Below are 18,917 nucleotides of genomic sequence, written 5' to 3'. Positions count from 1 at the left end.
CGAGGAGTAAATGGCAGCGACGAAGCTCTACACTAAAGGCGAAACGAGTCCAAGGAGCTGTCCAAACACTTGCGCCTTACCGCACGGGCGATAAGTCGCCCCGCCGATGATGGGGCGGCGGGGCCGGGGAAGCTACGCGGCCTTTCGGGCAAGGCGAGCCTTGATGCTGGCAACGTCAGCGCGTGGAGTGGCGGCAAACAGTGTCTTGGTGTAGCTGTGCTTCGGGTCGGCGAAAACCTCGTCGCGGCTGCCATACTCCACCGCCTCGCCGTAATACATCACCATCACATGGTCGGCAATGTAGCGCACCACCGACAGGTCGTGGCTGATAAAGACATAGGTCAGTTGGAACTCATCCTGGAGGTCTGCGAGGAGATTGAGCACCTGCGCCTGCACGGATAGATCAAGCGCGGAGACGGGTTCGTCGAGCACGAGGAGCCGCGGGTTGAGCATCAGCGCGCGCGCAATTGCGATGCGTTGGCGCTGTCCGCCGGAGAACATGTGCGGATAGCGATTATAGTGCTTCTCGTCGAGACCGACCTTCTTCAACATCGCCATGGCACGCTCGCGCCGCTCGTCGGCCGGTGCCTTGGTGTTGATGATCAGCGGTTCTGCCAAGATATCGCCGATCTTCTGACGCGGGTTCAGTGAGCCGTAGGGATTCTGGAAGACTATTTGCACCTTGCGACGCATCTCCGGCGTCAGGCCGTCTCTTGCGATGTCGACCTTCTTTCCCTCGATCAGCAACTCGCCTGCGGTCGCCGGATCGATCAGCGTGATGATGCGTCCAAGCGTCGACTTGCCGCAACCGCTCTCGCCAACGATCGCCAGTGTCTTTCCTTCATCAACGGTGAAGCTGACGCCTTTCAGCGCGTGAACGGTCCGGGCCTTTTTGAAAAGGCTACCGGGAACGTGATAGTCGCGCACCAGGTTCCTGGCTTCGAGAACATGGGTCATCGAGCGGCTCCCTCGAGGATCTGCTGGTCATTGAAGAGTTCGGAAATGGTCGGCAACCGGTCGCCCGTCGCGTTCTCCGGGAGCGCGGCGAGAAGCGCGCGGGTATAGTTGCTTTTCGGCGACTCGAACAGCGACAGCACGTCCGCTTCTTCGATCTTGCGACCCTTGTATTGCACGACCACCCGATCGGCCGTTTCTGCAACGACGCCCATGTTGTGAGTGATCATGATGAGGCCCATTCCGTACTCGGCTTGCAACCTCATCAACAGGTCCAGTATTTGTTTCTGGATCGTGACATCGAGCGCTGTCGTCGGTTCATCGGCGATCAGAAGCTTCGGATTGCACGCAATGGCGATGGCGATCATCACGCGCTGGCACTGCCCGCCCGACATCTGATGCGGATAGTGGCCGAGCCGCTCCTCGGGGTCGGGAATGCCGACCGCTTTGAAAAGTTCGACTGCGCGCCTACGCCGCGCCGCTTTGTCGAGCCCCATGTGAATGCGCAGGACTTCCTCGATCTGGAAGCCCACCGTGAAGCAGGGATTGAGACTGGCGATCGGTTCCTGGAAGATCATCGCGATTTCCTTACCGATGATCTTGCGTCGCTCGGGCGGCGACATCTTCAACAGATCCCGCCCGTTGAAGGTGAGCTTGTCAGCCGTAACGTTCGCGGTCCAGGGCAGAAGCCCCATCGCCGCAAGCATGGACACCGATTTGCCCGAGCCTGATTCTCCGACGATTGCCAGCACTTCGCGCTCATGAACCTTGAGCGAGACGCCGTCGACGGCTCGGAACGGGCCGGTTGCCGTCTGGAATTCGACGACCAGATTCTCAATTTCGAGAAGCGCCATATCAGGACCTCTTCAGCTTCGGGTCGAGAGCATCACGCAGGCCATCGCCCATCAGATTGATTGCCAGCACGGTCACGAGAATGGCGAGACCGGGCAAGGTAACGACCCACCATGCTCGCAGGATGAATTCGCGTGCTTCCGCAAGCATTGTCCCCCATTCCGGTGTCGGTGGCTGCGCGCCCATACCGAGAAAGCCGAGCGCCGCAGCATCGAGGATTGCGCTGGAAAACGACAGCGTCGCCTGAACGATCAGCGGCGCCATGCAATTCGGCAGGATCGTCTTGAACATCAGCCGCAGGTGGCTCGCGCCGGCCACCTTGGCCGCGACGACGTAGTCGCGCGTCTTCTCGGTCATCACGGCTGCCCGGGTCAGGCGGACGAAATGCGGCTGGAAAACGAGAGCAATAGCGATCATCGCATTGGTCAGGCCCGGGCCGAGGACGGCGACCAGCACCAGCGCCAGCAGCAGCGACGGAAAGGCCAGGATTATGTCCATGAGCCGCATGATGACGGTATCGACCCATCCGCGGAAATAACCTGCGATGACGCCGATGAATATCCCGCCGACCAAGGACAGCGTCGTCACGATGACGCCGACGAACAGAGAAAACCGCGTTCCATAGATGAGACGGGAAAGCATGTCGCGCCCGACGGCGTCGGTACCGAGGAGGAAGTCGGCGCGCCCGCCTTCCTCCCAGAACGGCGGCACCAGAACGGCTTCGCGAAACTGGATGCTCGGGTCGTGCGGGGCAATCAGCGGAGCGCATAGTGCGAGCAGCACCAGAAACACGAAGAACACAAGTCCCATGACCGCGCCCCGGTTCTCGGCGAAGTAAAACCAAAACTCGGCTAGTCTTGCTCGGCGAGATGGGTCGGTCGAAATGGGGCTGGTTGCTGTTGCTTCAGACATGTCGCCCTCCTCAGTGCCGGATACGCGGGTTGATGAGACCGTAGAGCAAGTCCACGGCGAGGTTCACCAGCATGATGACGCCGGCAATGATCAAAAGTCCGCCCTGAATGACGGCGTAGTCGCGGCGGAAAACGGAATCCACCAGCCACTTGCCGATGCCTGGCCACGAGAAAATCGTTTCCGTGAGGATAGCACCCGCCAGCATGACGCCAACTTGCAGGCCGATAGTGGTAATCACCGGGATCATGGCGTTCCGCAGGGCATGTATCCCCACCACTCGGAAGGTCGAGAGTCCCTTGGCGCGTGCGGTCCGAACATAATCCTCCGACAGCACCTCGAGCATCGCCGAGCGCGTCTGACGTGCGATCACCGCAAGCGGAATCGTTCCAAGAACGATCGTCGGCAAAATGAGATGGCTGAAAGCCGATTGGAAAGCCCCCTCCTGCCCCGACAGCAAGGAATCGATCAGCATGAAGCCAGTGACCGACGGGAAGAAGAACATCAGCGAGATACGGCCCGATACCGGCGTCCACTGCAGGATGCCGGAAACCACGATGATCAGCAGCAGACCCCACCAGAAGATCGGCATGGAGAAGCCGACGAGAGCGGTACCCATGATGAGCTGGTCCAGGAAGGAGCCGCGCTTGATCGCCGCAATGACGCCAGCTGGAATGCCGAGAACAACGGCAAAGATGATGGCGCAAAGCGAAAGCTCGACCGTCGCCGGAAAGAGCTCGAAGAACTGATCGATAACCGGCCTCTTGGTGACGATCGAAAGGCCGAAATCACCCTGCAGGACACCCCAGAGATAATCGAGATACTGAACAACGATGGGCCGATCGAAGCCCAACTGATGTGAAATCTCTGCGTGCCGCTCCGGTGACATCACGCGTTCGCCCGAAAGAAGGGCGACAGGATCGCCAGGAAGAAGGCGAATGAAGGAGAAGGCGATGATGGAGACCCCGATGAAGGTCGGGATCAGGACCGCCAATCGCCCCAGGAAAAATCGGAACATGTTAAACCTCATGCCATCATCGCCGCGGTCTCGCTGAGCGGCAGCGCTGGCAAAAAACGAAGAGGGGCGCTCGCCAGCCGCAAACGCCCCCTTCGGTCAGTTGGTCAGATTACTCTACAATATCAACGCCGTCGAAAGCAAAGTCGCCGAGCGGGCTTTGCACGAAGCCTTCAACGTTCTTGCGCATCGGGACGATAGAGAGCGAGTGGTCGATCGTTGCCCATGGCGCTTCGCGCTTGAACACGACCTGCGCCTGTTCATAGAGCTTGGTGCGCTCAGCGACGTCGGACGTTTCCTTGGCTTTCGTCACTAGATCATCGAATTCCTTGTTGCACCATTGGGCTCGGTTGTTTCCACCGACAGCATCGCAACCAAGCAGCGTGTCGAGGAAGTTGTCCGGGTCACCATTATCACCCGTCCAGCCGAGGATCACCGCACCGTCGCGGTCTTTCGCCTTCGACTTCTCAAGGTATTCGGCCCACTCGTAAGAGACGATTTCCACGTTGACGCCGATCTTTGCGAAGTCGGCCTGCATCAGTTCCGCGGCGCGACGTGCGTTCAGCATGTACGGCCGCGCGACCGGCATCGCCCAGAGCTTCATCGACAGATCCTTGACGCCGGCATCTTCAAGCATCTTCTTTGCTACTTCCGGCTCGTAGGTGTCGTCTTCAATGGCATCATTGTAAGACCACATCGTCGGCGGAATCGGGTTCGTAGCCGGGGTAGCCTGCCCCTGAAAGACGGCGTCGACGACCGCCTGTTTGTTGATCGCCTTGTTCAGCGCCTTGCGGACTTCAACCTTGTCGAACGGAGGCTGCGTCGTGTTATAGGCGAGATAGGCGACATTGAGGCCGGCCTGTTCCATCACTTTGAGGTTCGGATCGGCCTTCATCGCTTCGACATCGGCCGCGTTCGGGTAGGGCATCAGGTGGCACTCACCTGCCTTAAGCTTCTGAAAGCGGACGGCTGCATCGGTGGTGATCGAGAAGACCAGATCGTCGATCTTCTGCTTTCCGCCCCAGTAATCCGGATGCGCCTTGTAGCGAATGACCGCATCCTGCTGATAGGCGACGAAGGCAAAGGGACCGGTGCCCAAGGGCATCTGGTTCAGTTGGTTCATCTTGCCTTCGGCCTGCAGCTTATCGGCATATTCCTTGGACATGATCGAGGCGAAGGGCATGGCAAGATTGGCGAGGAATGGCGCTTCCCTGCGCTTCAGCTTGATCTTGACCGTCATGTCGTCGACCTTTTCGATCGACTCGAGTACTTCCGGCAGACCCATTCCGGAGAAATATTCCCAAGACCCGCCTGTCACGTAACCATGCCACGGATGGTCGGACTTCCACTGACGCTCGAGCGAAAAGATCACGTCGTCGGCGTTGAAATCGCGGCTCGGCGTGAAGTATTCGGTGGTCTGGAACTTGACGCCTGGACGCAGCTTGAAAGTATATTCGAGGCCGTCGTCCGAAATCGTCCAGCTTTCAGCAAGACCCGGCTCGGTTTCGGTCGTGCCCTTCTTGAACTCCAGCAGACGGTTATACGCGGTGTGCGCGGCGGCATCGAATGTGGTGCCGGCGGTAAAGAGGCCGGGGTCGAAGCCCTCCGGCGAGCCTTCCGAGCAATAGACGAACGTCTTCGACCAGGCGGCGCCGGCCATCAGCGTGGCGAGCGCCGTCGCTGCGAAGAGAGTAGTGAGCTTTTTCATGAGCTTGCTTCCCAGATTTGTTTTTTGTTCTCGTATTCTTCCTGACGCGGACGTTTACCGCCCGGTCAAGGGCGGATGGAACGACATTTGGCGTCGCAATGCAATAAGTCACTTCAGAAATTTGTCTATGCGAAAAATTCTTCCGCAAGTAGAACCGAGCCGAGCTTTCCACTATTTTCGAACACGGCCGGCGCGGTCGGCCATGCTGACCGTCGGTTGCTGCCCATTAAGGCTGGTTGTGGCGCTTTTTTCAACAATTCCGGCCATGCTGAGCTGACCTCGCCGTCGCGGCTGGGAAGCACAGCCGGCGAGGTCGCCTGATAGTCTCAGCCCCGGAACACACGGTGAATTCGTGCACCGCCACCCATCAAGAGGCTTGACGTGCTTAGTCGGACGCAATTGGTCTAGCGGCGATAGGGAAGCAGCTTTCAGTGAAGCGGCTGAGCGGATTTCCAGCTCGACAGATCGGAAATCGGTCCGACAGTGATCGATTTATCTAAGGGAATAGCTACCGCAAACGCAGCAGCGGCCGTACAGCAGCTCGGGCGTTCAGGCCGCGGAGGTCTGCGGGCGTGCCGTTTCCTCGATACCCAGAAGGAAATTGATCTGCGGCCGGGCCTTGACCAGGTCGTCGATCGAGTAGCCCTGAAGCACTTCGAAGAAAGCATTCAGCGCCTTGCGCAATGCGGAATTGAGGCCGCAACTGTCGACCAGAGGGCAGTCGATCTCGCCTGCCTCGAAGCATTCGGCCATGGCAAAACTGTCTTCGGTGACTTTCACGACGTCGAAAAGGCTGATCTCCGAAGCCGGCCTCGGCAGCCGTACGCCGCCATTGCGGCCACGCACCGTTTCGACCAAGCCCGCCTTGGTCAGCGGCTGCAAAATCTTGAACAAAAACAGCTCGGAGACACCGTAGGCCCTGGCGATCTCGGGGATGCGACTGAGCTTCTCACCATTCGCAGCGCAGTACATCAACATGCGAACGGCGTAGTTTGTTTGCTTCGTCAGACGCATAGTTCACTCCGGAATCGAAAAATTCGTTCTTCATCATATAGGATGGATCATAGTTTGGAACAATTCCAAAAACGCAAAAAACTTGCGGCCGTGCTCATCTTCACCGTTTCGCAGTTGACTGTCAGGCGCACCGAAGTCAGAAATATGACCGACATAGTTAAGTTATAAGCATGAAAATGGAGAGAACACCATGCACGTCTCAAAAGCGCTGATCGGCACCCTGTCCGTGGCGGCAACCATTCTTGCCTCTACTGCATCGGTCCGGGCAGATGGCGAAGTCAACATCTATTCTTATCGCCAGCCTGATCTCATTCAGCCGCTGCTCGACGCCTTTACCAAGAAGACCGGCATCACGACCAATGTGCTCTTCCTCGACAAGGGCCTGGTCGAGCGTATCCAGGCGGAAGGCGCGAATTCTCCTGCCGATGTCATCCTGACCGTCGACATCAGCCGCCTGACGGAGGCGAAGGACGCCGGCGTGACGCAGCCGGTCGTTAACGAGACGATCAACAAGGACATTCCCGCCCATTTCCGCGATCCGGACGGCAGTTGGTTCGGCCTGACCACGCGCGGCCGTGTCGTCTACGCTTCGAAGGAGCGCGTGACGGAGGACGATATTACCTATGAGGAACTTGCCGACCCGAAATGGAAGGGCAAGATCTGCACCCGCGACGGCCAGCACTCCTATAATATCGGCCTGTTCGCCTCGATGCTCGCGCATCACGGCGAGGCTGAGACGGAAAAATGGCTGACGGGTCTCAAGAACAATCTCGCCAAGAAGCCCGACGGCGGCGACCGCGATCAGGCGAAAGCCATTCTCGCCGGCGAATGCGACCTCGCGCTCGGCAACACCTACTACGTCGGCCTGATGATGACCAATGAGAAGGAGCCCGAGCAAAAGGAATGGGCCGCCGCCATCAAGGTCCTGTTCCCGAACGCGAAGGACCGCGGCACGCATGTGAACATCTCCGGCATGGCGCTTGCGAAGAACGCGCCGAACAAAGAGAACGCGCTCAAGCTGATGGAATTCCTGTCCGAGGGCGAAGCCCAGAAGATCTACGCCGAGCAGGTCTTCGAATATCCGGTCCTGCCGGGCGCCGAGCCGTCCGACGTCGTCAAGTCCTTCGGAGCGATCAAGCCGGATACGCTGCCGCTTGCCGAGATCGCGGCAAACCGCAAGAAGGCATCGGAACTGGTGGACAAAGTCGGCTACAACGACGGTCCGCAGGACTGATACGCAGGTAGACAGATAATACGAAACAGCGGGCGCGAGCCCGCTGTTTTCGTTTGTGGGCCGATGCAACAAAGAGGGCCTCCCGAAGGAGGCCCGAGTGGAGGGAGGATCTTTATCCCGTTACTTCATCGTCGGGATCGAGAACTCGGCACCATCCTTGATGCCCGTAGGCCAACGGGAGGTGATGGTCTTCGTCTTGGTCCAGAACTTGATCGAGTCCGTGCCGTGCTGGTTGAGATCGCCGAAGGAGGAGGACTTCCAGCCGCCGAACGAATGGTAGGCGAGCGGAACCGGGATCGGAACGTTGACGCCGACCATGCCGATATTGATGCGGGAGGCGAAGTCGCGTGCGGCATCACCATCACGGGTGTAGATCGCGACGCCGTTGCCGTATTCGTGCTTCATCGGCAGCGACAGGGCCTCCTCGTAATTCTTTGCACGCACGACCGAGAGCACCGGGCCGAAAATCTCCGTCTTGTAGATATCCATATCCGGCGTCACGTGATCGAATAGGCAGCCGCCGATAAAATGGCCGTTCTCATAGCCCTGCAGCTTGAAATCGCGGCCGTCGACGACGAGCTTCGCGCCTTGCTCGATGCCGCTCTCGATCAAGCTCCTGATGCGCTGTTCGGCCTCCTTGGTGACGACCGGACCCATGTCGGCCTTTTCATCCGTATAGGGGCCGACGCGCAGGCTCTCGACCATCGGCACCAGCTTGTCGATCAGCCGGTTTGCGGTGTCCTCACCCACTGGCACGGCCACCGAAATCGCCATGCAGCGTTCGCCGGCGGAACCGTAGCCGGCTCCGATCAGGGCGTTCGCCGCCTGGTCGAGATCGGCGTCCGGCATGATGACCATGTGGTTCTTGGCGCCGCCGAAGCACTGGGCGCGCTTGCCGTTCATCGCTGCCGTGCCATAGACATAGCGGGCAATCGGCGTCGAGCCCACGAAGGAGACGGCGGAGATGTCCGGATGCGTGAGGATCGCGTCGACCGCGCCCTTGTCGCCGTTGACGACGTTGAGGATGCCGGCAGGCAGGCCCGCTTCGATCATCAGTTCGGCAAGACGGATCGGCACGGAGGGATCACGCTCCGACGGCTTCAGGATGAAGGCGTTGCCGCAGGCGATCGCCGGCGCGAACATCCACATCGGGATCATGGCGGGGAAATTGAACGGGGTGATGCCGGCGCCGATGCCGACAGCCTGGCGGATCGAATACATGTCGATGCCCGGCCCCGCGCCTTCGGTGAACTCGCTCTTCTGCAGATGCGGAATGCCGATGACGAATTCGCAGACTTCGAGACCGCGAACGACGTCCCCTTTGGCGTCGTCAATGGTCTTGCCGTGCTCGCGGGAAAGGGTCTCGGCCAGGTCGTTCATGTTTTCGTTCAGGAGCTGGACGAACTTCATGAAAACGCGGGCGCGGCGCTGCGGGTTGGTGGCGGCCCATTTCGGCTGGGCGGCTTTGGCGCTTTCGACGGCTGCGGCGAGTTCCGCATCGCTTGCGAGCGCCACGGTGCCCTGAACTTCACCGGTCGCGGGGTTGAAGATGTTGCTTGTGCGCCCGCTCTTGCCGGCGACGCGCTCGCCGTTGATGAAATGTCCGATCTCATACATCGAGTGTTCCTCCTGGTCTTGATCTCGGGCGCATGATGGCACTACGATTTAAACAATTCAATTTCCGATATTCAGGAACCGTTGTGCAAAAATCGAAGCCTCAGAGTAACAACATGGACTGGGACGATGTCAGAGTGTTTCTCGCTGTGGCGCGAACGGGCCAGATCCTCGCCGCTTCGAAGAGGCTCGGCATCAATCATGCCACCCTCAGCCGCCGGGTCACGGCGCTGGAAGAAACGCTGAGGACGCGGCTTCTCGTCCGTCGTCCCAGTGGCTGCGAACTGACCGCCCAAGGCGAGGTCTTCCTGGCAGCGGCCGAGCGCATGGAAACCGAAATGCTCGCGGCGCAGTCGCAGATCGGACGGATCGACACGGCGATCGCCGGCACCGTACGCATCGGCGCCCCCGACGGCTTCGGCGTCTCCTTCCTGGCGCCGCGCCTCGGGGCACTCACGGCGCGCTATCCTGAGCTCAAGCTCCAACTCGTTCCGGTGCCCAGATCCTTCTCGTTGTCGCAGCGCGAGGCCGACATCGCCATCACCATCGAACGGCCGGAACAGGGGCGTCTCGTCTCGTCCAAGCTTACGGATTATACACTAGGGCTCTATGCATCGGCGGATTATCTTGACCACTACGGCACGCCGCAGACGATCGACGCCCTCAAAAACCATCGCCGGATCGGCTATGTGGAGGACCTGATCTTCACGCCCTCGCTCAATTTCTCCGCCGAGATCATGCGCAGCTGGGACGCCTCCTTCGAGATCTCCAGCGCCACCGGACAGACCGAGGCGGTCCGCTCCAGCGCCGGCATCGGCATCCTGCACAATTACATCGCCCGCCAATATCCGGAGCTCAAGCGGCTGCTGCCGGAGACGACGATCCGGCGCGCCTACTGGACGACCTATCACGAGAGCGCACGCGATCTGGTGCGGGTGCGCACCGTCGTCTCATTCCTGCAGGAACTGGTGACGGCGGAGCATCAGGTTTTTATGTGAACTGGGCATGAAAAAGAGAAATGGTACGGTTGGGTGGTCTCGAACCACCGACCTCAGGTGCCACAAACCTGCGCTCTAACCAACTGAGCTACAACCGCACGCCGCGACCACGTCGCTTGGCGGCTCACATACGGGCAGTGCCGATGATTTGCAAGCCTTAACTTAAGATTATCAAGCAAAAAGACCGGATGGCAAGCCATCCGGTCCCTGCGATCAGATTGAAGATGGCAGTCTTGCCGATCAGCTCTTCTTCAGGCTGGACATTGCCTTTTCCGCGGCATCCTTGCCCGGCTTGGCAACGTTTTCGGCGACCTTCTTCGTAGCTTCCTGCATCGATTTGGCCTGTTCGACGGCGAGTTCAGCCTGCTTGCGGATAAAAGCGGTCTGCAGTTCGACGAGTTCCGAAAGCGACTTGACGCCGAGCAGCGCTTCCATATGCGACAGCGAATTTTCGGCGTTGGTGCGCAGCGCATCGATGGCCTTGAGGCCGAGCTCGACGGTGCCGGCTTGAGCGTTCTCAACGGTGGCTTCCACCGTCTTCGTCGCCTCTTCGGCGGCCGTCTTCATCTTGGCATAAGCTTCCTTCGACTGCGCAGCGCCCTTTTCGGCGAAATCGCGGAAGCTGTCGGCAAACTTGGCCGGGTCGAAAGAGGAAAGCGAAAATGCGTCGTCGGTCTTCTTGGTAGCCATGGTATGCGCTCCTTGGTGTGGCCCTCTTCAGAGGCGCCGGTTGCTTGCTGCGCATTCTATAATCGATTTCATTGTGCAATGCAACATAATTGTGCAACGCACAAATCCCTGCCATTAACCTTGCGCGTCGAAAGCCGTTGCCGACCGGGAGCCATTGCTGGACCCTCGCAGGTGGGCCGGGTATTAATATAGTGTTAACGCGCAAGCGATCCGTCAATAGGCCTGCCCATGCCCGCGAGACAGTACCCATTCATCGACATTGCCGTGCATGCACGGGTCCGGGAGCATTTTGCCCGGGGGGACGCATCCGTCCTGTTTTCGAAGGATCTCGCGCGCGTGCTATGGGCCAACGATCAGGGGGCGAACCTGTTCGGCGCGGCCTCTGTCTACGATTTCATCGATACGGCGCTGAACCCGAACGACCTTTCGCTTCGCCAGTTGCGCGCGGCCGCGGCGCAGCTCACGGCCGTCGGCGATCGCCGGCAGCTCTTGATCCGCATAGCGGCCGGTTTCCGGCGGCTCCCGCTCAATGCGACCGTGGAGATGGTCCGCATTCGGCCCGGTGAAGACGGCATTCTCTTCACTGTCCCGGATAACGGCAAGGCGCTTTCGACGGAAGACCGTGCCGCCCGAATGATCGCCGGCCTCGACGGCCCTGGCACGCACATGGCCGTGCTCGACAGCGACGGAGCGATCATTGCCCAGTCGCCGGGCTTCGACGGCCTGGGGCTTCCGGCAGAGACTCGCCGGAGCCTTGTCGCAGCCGTAACGCGCGACGAGGACCGCTTGATCAAGCGTCCGGTCGCGACCGAGAAGGGCGAGCTTCCGGCTGCGATCGGCAAGATTTCCGACCATCCGGCACTTCACCTTCTCTTTGCGGTGGAGGCTCTCCTCGAGGAAGCTGATGGCCAGGAGCCGACTGCAACGAACGAGCCCTTGGCGAGCGACAACGTAGAAGCGGAGACGCCAGACGATGCTTCCCCGCCTGCCGAGCCGGAAGAGCCCGCCGAGGCGCCGACGCAGGAGATTTCGACGGACGCCTCGGCAGCAGATACGGATTCGATGGGCGAGCCAGAAACGCCGAGTGGCTCCGCCAATACGCAGGACGAACTGACGCTGGAGGCTGGCGACGAAGCGGCCACGGAACCGGCGCGAGGCGGGGAACTTCCCGAATCCGAACCGGTCAATCCGACGGCAGAGGCAGACCGGACAGCTTCGGACTTTGCGTTCGCGGCTGGCGGGCGTGCCGTCCGTTTCGTCTGGAAGATCGACGCGGAGGGATGTTTCAGCGAAATCTCCGAGGAGTTCGCGTCCGCGGTCGGCCCGAAAGCGGCCGACGTCATCGGGGTGACCTTTGCCGACCTCGCCGCCCGCTATGACCTCGACCCCGACAACAAGATCAACGAGCTCCTCCATCGTCGCGACACTTGGTCCGGCAAGACGATCTATTGGCCGGTCGAAGGCACCAGCCTCAAGGTGCCGGTCGATCTCGCCGCCCTTCCCACCTATTCGCGGTCGCGCGAGTTCGACGGCTTCCGTGGCTTCGGCATCGTCAGGCTCGCAGACGCCATCGTGGACGAAAAGGCCAATGGGCTAGCTCTCGGCGGGCTCGCGCTTCCCCAGCAAGACAGCATCCCATCGGATACGGAAGGGCAGGATAGGATCGCGGGGCGCGCCGACGATGAGGTGGCGACGCAACTCGACTCGGATGCGGCTGCCTCCGACACGCCGCAAGCGCCGGAAATGGTGTCCGGCGATCCGGCGGCGCCGGCCGCGTCGAAAGATCCCTTCCGCGGCGAACAGCCGGCACTTCGCGTTGTCGATACGCCGGAACGTCCGTCAACCGACAAGGTCATCGCACTCCACGAACGCAGGCCTTCCGCGTCGCTGACGCGAGGCGAGCAGGCAGCCTTCCGCGAAATCGCGAGGCAGCTCGGCGAGCATTTCGGTACCCCTGCGGCAGAGGCACCCGCGGAGGGTGAAGACAGCGGCCAATCGGTGACCACAGCGCCGCCGGCACAGGAAGCAACTCCCACCGAAGTAGCGTCGGCGGACGGCACGCAAGCGGGCGAACCCGAGACGACGGTCGCGCAAGACGATGCCACGCCGGCAGCCGATGACGAGGCCGTCCCCGCCGCGCGCACGGCTGTCAGCATGAGCAGCGAGATTCTCGACAGACTGCCTTTGGGACTGCTCGTCCACCATGGCGACCAGCTGCTGCATGCCAATCCGGAATTCCTGCGGTTGACGGGCTATCAAGACCTCGAAGCCTTCGCACGCGAAGGTGGTATCGAAGCCCTTTTCGCACACGGCGACGAAGCCGGCGAGGAGCAGCCGGACGGAACGATGACGTTGATCCGCGAGAACGGCCAACTCACATCGGTCAGTGCACATCTGCACTCGATCCGCTGGGAGGGCAAAAGCGCGCTCATGCTTGCGCTCGCCCCGGTAAGCGGGAGCATCGCCGAAAACGAGGCGGAGGACGGAGACGCCGCGGCAAAGGAAGAAACCCGCCTTCGCATGGAAATCGACGAGCTTCGCTCGATCCTGGAAACTGCCACCGACGGCGTCGTGATCCTGGGACAGGAAGGCGATGTGCGTACTATGAATCGGTCGGCAAGCGCGCTCTTCAACTATGATGAGGACGAGATCCGCGGAAAGCCTTTTGGCGCGCTCTTCGCTCATGAGAGCCAGAAGGCGGTAATCGACTATCTCCAGGGGCTCTCAGGCCATGGCGTCGCGAGCGTCCTCAATGACGGTCGCGAAGTGATCGGCCGCGAAGCGGGCGGCGGCTTCATCCCGTTGTTCATGACGATCGGGCGGCTTTCGTCCTCCAACGGCTATTGCGCTGTGATACGCGACATCACCCAGTGGAAGCGGACCGAGGAAGAACTGCGCAACGCCAAGAGGGCGGCCGAGACGGCAAACGCCCACAAGACGGAATTCCTCGCAAGGGTCAGTCATGAGATCCGCACGCCGCTGAACGCCATCATCGGCTTTTCCGATATGATGGCGAGCGAACATTTCGGCCCTGCCGGCCACCCGCGTTACGTTGAATACGCGGGCGATATCGGCCGGTCGGGCCGGCATGTCCTCGATATCGTCAATGACCTGCTCGATATCTCGAAGATCGAGGCCGGCGAGATGGATCTCGATTTCAGCGCCGTGGATCTCAACGACGCGGTCTCCGAGGCGGTATCGCTGGTGCAGCCGCAGGCCAACAGCCAGCGCGTGATTATCCGCACCTCGCTTTCGGCTTCGGTGCCGGAGGTCGTGGCCGATGGCCGCTCCATCAAGCAGATCGCGCTGAATATTCTGGCAAACGCCATTCGCTTCACGCCATCGGGCGGGCAGATCGTCGTGTCGACATCCTACGAGGCCAATGGAGGCGTCATCCTTCGGATACGCGACACGGGGATCGGCATGACTCGGAGCGAGCTGGATCAGGCGATGAAGCCCTTCCGCCAGGTGACGACCGGCGGGCGCAAGCGCAGCGACGGCACCGGCCTTGGCCTGCCGCTGACGAAGGCGATGGCGGAGGCGAACCGTGCCCAGTTCGCGATCAGCTCGGCGCAGAACGAAGGCACATTGGTGGAAATATCCTTCCCGTCACAACGCGTCTTGGCGAATTAAGGACGAATGCTGTAAAGGAAATGTTGACCTGCAGAAACCAGTTTGCTGGCTCGGCAGGGAACACAGCGCCTGCGTCCTGCCGGACGCATGAAGATTGCCGCACGGGCGGCCGCTTCGCCTCGGAACAGATCGATTGCAATCTAAGCCCAAAAGCCTCCGACGATATGCGAGTTCAGGGACGGGCCTGTCGCACCCGCTGCTTGCGACCTGGGCAGGTCTTGCTTCGGCCATCGTCCTGATGCCGATCGTGGCGATCGCCTGGCTTGCGATTTCAGGCGGCAGCGCCGACTGGCCGCATCTCATCGAGAACGTGATCCCGCGAGCGACCGGGCGAACGATCCAGCTCGTGCTGTTGACGGGAGCGGCGACCGCCTTCACCGGTATTCTCACCGCCTGGCTGGTGGCGAGCTGCGAATTTCCGCTGCGCCGCTTCCTCTCCGCCGCGCTTGTGCTGCCGCTTGCGATACCCGCCTATCTCGCCGCCTATGCATTCGGCGAGCTGCTCACCTTCACCGGTCCGGTTCAAGGGCTTGTTCGAGCGATCTTTGGATTTCAGACAAGCCGCGACTATTGGTTCCCGGACGTGCGTTCGCTCGGCGGCGCCGTACTCGTGCTGAGTTCGGTCCTCTACCCCTATGTCTATCTCGCCTGTCGTTCGATGTTCCTGATGCAGGGGCGCGCGGCGGCAGACGTGGCGCGAACGCTCGGTGCGGGGCCGCTCAAGGTTTTCTTTCGCATCCAGATCCCGATGGCGCGACCGGCGATCATGATCGGCCTCACGCTCGTCGCCATGGAAACCATGAACGACATCGGCGCCGTCGAATTCCTCGGCGTCCAGACCCTGACTTTCTCGATTTTCGATACCTGGCTCAACCGCGGCAGTCTCGCCGGGGCGGCGCAGATCGCCTGCATCATGCTGGTCTTCGTCATCGCCCTCATGATGATCGAGCGCGCGGCGCGGCGCAGGCAGCGCTTTTCAAGCCAGAAGACAACCGCCGCCGTCCACGACGTCGTGAGACTGAAGCTCTCCGGCTGGAAGAAGTGGGGCGCGACCATTGCCTGCCTGCTGCCGATGTTGTCGGGCTTTGCCATCCCCTTCTTCATCCTCGGCAATTACGCGCTGAAGCGCCTCGACCAGTTTCTGGCACCGCGCCTCCTGAACGCCCTGTTGCACAGCATTCTGGTCTCCGGCCTGACAGCGCTCGTAACCGTCCTCCTGGGCTTCGTCCTCGCCTATGCCGCCCGAACCGGCCGTTCGCGTATCACTGACGTCGCCGGCCGGCTTGCCTCCTTTGGCTATGGGGTGCCGGGCACGGTGCTGGCGATCGGCGTACTCTTTCCGCTCGCCGCTTTCGACAATGCGATCGACGCACAAATGCGGGGCGCATTCGGGTTTTCCACCGGGCTGCTGATGAGCGGAACGGGTTTTGCGATCGTCTATGCCTGCAGCGTTCGCTTCCTGACCATGGCGGAGGGCACGCTCGAGGCGGGCTTCCATAAGCTGTCACCGCATCTCGATATGGCCGCGCGCGCGCTCGGCCGCACGAGCGGCCAGACATTGCGGACGGTGCTCCTACCAATGATGCGGCCTGCGGTGCTGACGGCGGCGCTCCTCGTCTTCATCGAGACGATGAAGGAGCTTTCCGCGACCATCATGTTGCGCCCCTTCAACTTCAATACTCTCGCAACGCTCGTGTACGAGGACGCCTCGCGCGCGAAGGTGGAAGATGCATCGGTCGCCGCGATGATCATCGTTGTCGCCGGGATGATTCCGGTCATTCTGGTATCGCGGTCGATGGAACGCCGATCGTAAAACCATCTTCCGGGCGGCTGGGGACTGCCTGGGCCGTTATGGACAAAAAAAGAGGGCGGCTGGGAGGCCACCCTTGAATTGAATGCTAACCAACAAATGCTCGAGAAGGTGACGTCATGTCTGCGGCAACATCGCTGCTGCGGCACCGGCCCTTGATCGGTCGGCCTCAAGTTGGCTTGACCATGCGCCGCTAAACGTAAACAAGACCTTACTTTTTTCTCCGACAATCTTAGGGGATGTGCCGGAAGTCGGCAGACTTGGTTAATTCCGGCGGCGCCAGTGGGTTAACGTGAGCTCGCGGACATCGGAGGGACTACTGCATGTTTCCTTAAATCGAAGCCGATTTAAGGAAAAAAACATGCAGCGATTCAAAGTGCTACAGCGACCTTTGTGCGTCCGAAAAGACGCACGACGCTGTAGGAGTTCTCGCGTCTCCCTCTTTCAGCTCTTCAACTCCTCAAGTCCCACAAAGAGATCCAGCGCCTCGGGGTTCGCCAGCGCTTCCTTGTTCTTCACCGGGCGCCCATGCACGACATCGCGAACGGCAAGCTCGACGATCTTGCCGGACTTGGTGCGCGGAATATCCGCGACGGCGATGATTTTTGCCGGCACATGGCGCGGCGAGGCGCCGCTGCGAATGCGATTCTTGATGGCTTTGGTCAGTCCATCGGTCAGTTCCACGCCGGGCGCCAGGCGCACGAACAGGATGACGCGAACGTCCCCTTCCCAATCCTGGCCGATGCAGAGCGCCTCGGCGACCTCTTGCATCTGCTCGACCTGATTGTAGATCTCGGCCGTGCCGATCCGCACGCCGCCCGGATTGAGCGTCGCGTCCGAGCGGCCATGGATGATGATGCCGCCATGCGGCGTCCATTCGGCAAAGTCGCCGTGGCACCAGACGTTATCGAAGCGTTCGAAGTAGGCTGCCCGATACTTGGCGCCGTCAGGGTCGTTCCAGAACATGACCGGCATCGACGGAAACGCCTTGGTGCAGACGAGTTCGCCTTTCTCGCCGCGGACGGATTTGCCTTCGTCATTCCAGACATCCACAGCCAGGCCGAGCCCCGGCCCCTGGATTTCGCCGCGCCACACCGGCCTCATCGGGTTCCCGAGCACGAAGCAGGAGACGATGTCGGTGCCGCCGGAGATCGAGGCAAGCTGGACATCCGATTTGATGCCCCCGTAAACGAAGGAAAAGCCCTCCGGCGAAAGCGGCGAACCGGTCGAGGTCAGCAGCCGCAGGGCGGAAAGGTCGTGGGTTTGTGCCGGGGTGAAACCGCCCTTGCGCACCGCGTCGATGTATTTCGCCGAAGTGCCGAAGACCGCGAATTTCTCGTCCGCAGCAAAATCGAAGAGAACATTGCCGTCGGGATGGAAAGGCGAGCCGTCGAAGAGGCAGAGCGTTGCTCCCGTCGCCAGGCCGGACGCCAGCCAGTTCCACATCATCCAGCCGCAGGTGGTAAAGTAGAAGAGCTTCTCGCCGTCCTTGAGGCCGCAGTGGAAGCGGTGCTCCTTCAGGTGCTGCAGCAAGGTTCCGCCGGCGGAATGCACGATGCATTTCGGCACGCCGGTCGTGCCGGAGGAAAACAGGATGTAGAGCGGATGCCTGAATGGCAGCCGCTCAAATTTAAGCGGCTTCGCTTCGAAGCCGGCAATGAAATCGGCAAGCGTCACGCCGCCTTCGACCGTGGCGGCGAGAGAGCCGCTGTCTCCGGCATAAGGAACGACGAGCGTCGGCACGCCAAGAACTTTGGCAACCGCGCCCACCTTGGCATCCACGTCCTGCCGCTTACCGTTGTACCAATAGCCGTCGCAGGCGATGAACAGCTTCGGGCCGATCTGGCCGAAGCGGTCGAGAACGCCCTGCTCGCCGAAATCAGGAGAGCAGGACGACCAGACGGCGCCTATGGAAGCGGTGGCGAGCATCAGGGCGATGGTCTCCGGCATGTTCGGCATCATTGCCGCAACACGGTCCCCGACGCCGACGCCCTGCGCCTTCATCGCTTGTTGCAGCCGCGAGACCAGCGCGCGTAGCTCGTTCCAGGAAAGCCGGTAGGACGCCTTGTCCTCGCCGCGAAAGACCAGCGCATCGCCGTTGCCGCTCTTGCGCAGCAGGTTTTCGGCGAAGTTGAGCTTTGCGTCCGGGAAGAAGCGCGCATCCAGCATCCGACCGCCATTGATCAGGGCTCGCTCGCCTCGCTCGCCCACGACGCCGCAATGCTCCCAGACCGCAGTCCAGAAATCGCCACGCTCTGACACCGACCACTCGTGAAAGGCGTCATAGTCGGCAAATGTCCGACCGAAGCGTTGCCCGCACCACGCCATGAATTGCGCCATCGGGCTTCGTTCGAGCGTCTCGCTGTCCGGAACCCACAAAGGTCTATCTGCTTGCATGCTGTCCTCCACTCCTCTCCCATGATCTATATCATGCTGCAACGCAAAATAAACAGCATGCGCACGGCCCCGGCGTTGCGACGGCGACA

General features: G+C 60.8%; 13 protein-coding genes and 1 tRNA gene. 4 read left to right on the top strand and 10 right to left on the bottom strand.

Annotation, left to right across the window (positions count from 1 at the left end; translation table 11 throughout):
* Positions 1-132: 132 nt before the first annotated feature.
* From PYH37_RS14750 to rirA, 6 genes are all read right to left on the bottom strand, one after another.
* Positions 133-957, bottom strand: coding sequence for an ABC transporter ATP-binding protein (locus PYH37_RS14750; protein WP_280735674.1), 825 nt, complete (start codon positions 955-957; stop codon positions 133-135).
* A complete protein-coding gene (locus tag PYH37_RS14745; protein WP_280735673.1) occupies positions 954-1,808 on the bottom strand; it encodes an ABC transporter ATP-binding protein in 855 nt (284 codons plus the stop codon). The genes PYH37_RS14750 and PYH37_RS14745 overlap by 4 nt, the downstream gene beginning before the upstream one ends.
* Before the next feature lies 1 nt (position 1,809).
* Positions 1,810-2,718, bottom strand: a complete 909-nt coding sequence (locus PYH37_RS14740) for an ABC transporter permease subunit (protein ID WP_280735672.1) — start codon at positions 2,716-2,718, stop codon at positions 1,810-1,812.
* Positions 2,719-2,728: 10 nt separating this feature from the next.
* Positions 2,729-3,733, bottom strand: a complete 1,005-nt coding sequence (locus PYH37_RS14735) for an ABC transporter permease subunit (RefSeq protein ID WP_280735671.1) — start codon at positions 3,731-3,733, stop codon at positions 2,729-2,731.
* 109 nt (positions 3,734-3,842) lie between these two features.
* Positions 3,843-5,438 (bottom strand): ABC transporter substrate-binding protein, encoded by a 1,596-nt coding sequence (locus tag PYH37_RS14730; RefSeq protein WP_280735670.1) that lies wholly within the window; start codon positions 5,436-5,438, stop codon positions 3,843-3,845.
* A 549-nt stretch (positions 5,439-5,987) separates the two neighbouring features.
* Positions 5,988-6,452, bottom strand: coding sequence for an iron-responsive transcriptional regulator RirA (rirA, locus tag PYH37_RS14725; protein WP_280735669.1), 465 nt, complete (start codon positions 6,450-6,452; stop codon positions 5,988-5,990).
* Between the two features lie 190 nt (positions 6,453-6,642).
* On the opposite strand from rirA, the gene PYH37_RS14720 reads away from it, so the two are divergent.
* On the top strand, positions 6,643-7,686 hold the full coding sequence (locus tag PYH37_RS14720) for a Fe(3+) ABC transporter substrate-binding protein (RefSeq protein ID WP_280735668.1): 1,044 nt from the start codon (positions 6,643-6,645) through the stop codon (positions 7,684-7,686).
* Between the two features lie 120 nt (positions 7,687-7,806).
* Here the strand turns inward: PYH37_RS14720 and PYH37_RS14715 are convergent, their stop codons facing one another.
* Positions 7,807-9,303, bottom strand: coding sequence for a CoA-acylating methylmalonate-semialdehyde dehydrogenase (locus PYH37_RS14715; RefSeq protein WP_280735667.1), 1,497 nt, complete (start codon positions 9,301-9,303; stop codon positions 7,807-7,809).
* A 113-nt stretch (positions 9,304-9,416) separates the two neighbouring features.
* Between PYH37_RS14715 and PYH37_RS14710 the strand changes: the two genes are divergently transcribed.
* Entirely contained in the window at positions 9,417-10,298 is an 882-nt protein-coding gene (locus PYH37_RS14710; protein WP_280735666.1) for a LysR family transcriptional regulator, read from the top strand.
* Positions 10,299-10,319: 21 nt separating this feature from the next.
* Here the strand turns inward: PYH37_RS14710 and PYH37_RS14705 are convergent.
* Positions 10,320-10,396 (bottom strand) — tRNA-His (locus tag PYH37_RS14705).
* Positions 10,397-10,538: 142 nt separating this feature from the next.
* Positions 10,539-10,988 carry a phasin gene (locus PYH37_RS14700; protein ID WP_280735665.1) on the bottom strand — a complete coding sequence of 150 codons (450 nt, stop codon included), beginning with the start codon at positions 10,986-10,988 and terminating at the stop codon, positions 10,539-10,541.
* A 228-nt stretch (positions 10,989-11,216) separates the two neighbouring features.
* Here PYH37_RS14700 and PYH37_RS14695 point away from each other — a divergent pair, with 228 nt between their 5' ends.
* A complete protein-coding gene (locus PYH37_RS14695; RefSeq protein WP_280735664.1) occupies positions 11,217-14,621 on the top strand; it encodes an ATP-binding protein in 3,405 nt (1,134 codons plus the stop codon).
* A 133-nt stretch (positions 14,622-14,754) separates the two neighbouring features.
* Positions 14,755-16,434: an ABC transporter permease gene (locus tag PYH37_RS14690; protein ID WP_280735663.1), complete on the top strand. Its 1,680-nt coding sequence runs from the start codon at positions 14,755-14,757 to the stop codon at positions 16,432-16,434.
* Between the two features lie 441 nt (positions 16,435-16,875).
* On the opposite strand, the gene PYH37_RS14685 is transcribed toward PYH37_RS14690, so the two are convergent.
* On the bottom strand, positions 16,876-18,828 hold the full coding sequence (locus PYH37_RS14685; protein ID WP_280735662.1) for an acetoacetate--CoA ligase: 1,953 nt from the start codon (positions 18,826-18,828) through the stop codon (positions 16,876-16,878).
* Positions 18,829-18,917: the final 89 nt, after the last annotated feature.

This window comes from Sinorhizobium numidicum (assembly GCF_029892045.1).
Classification (GTDB): domain Bacteria; phylum Pseudomonadota; class Alphaproteobacteria; order Rhizobiales; family Rhizobiaceae; genus Sinorhizobium; species Sinorhizobium numidicum.
Note: the sequence above shows the minus strand (reverse complement) of the source record. Positions and strands in the feature narration are given on the sequence as shown.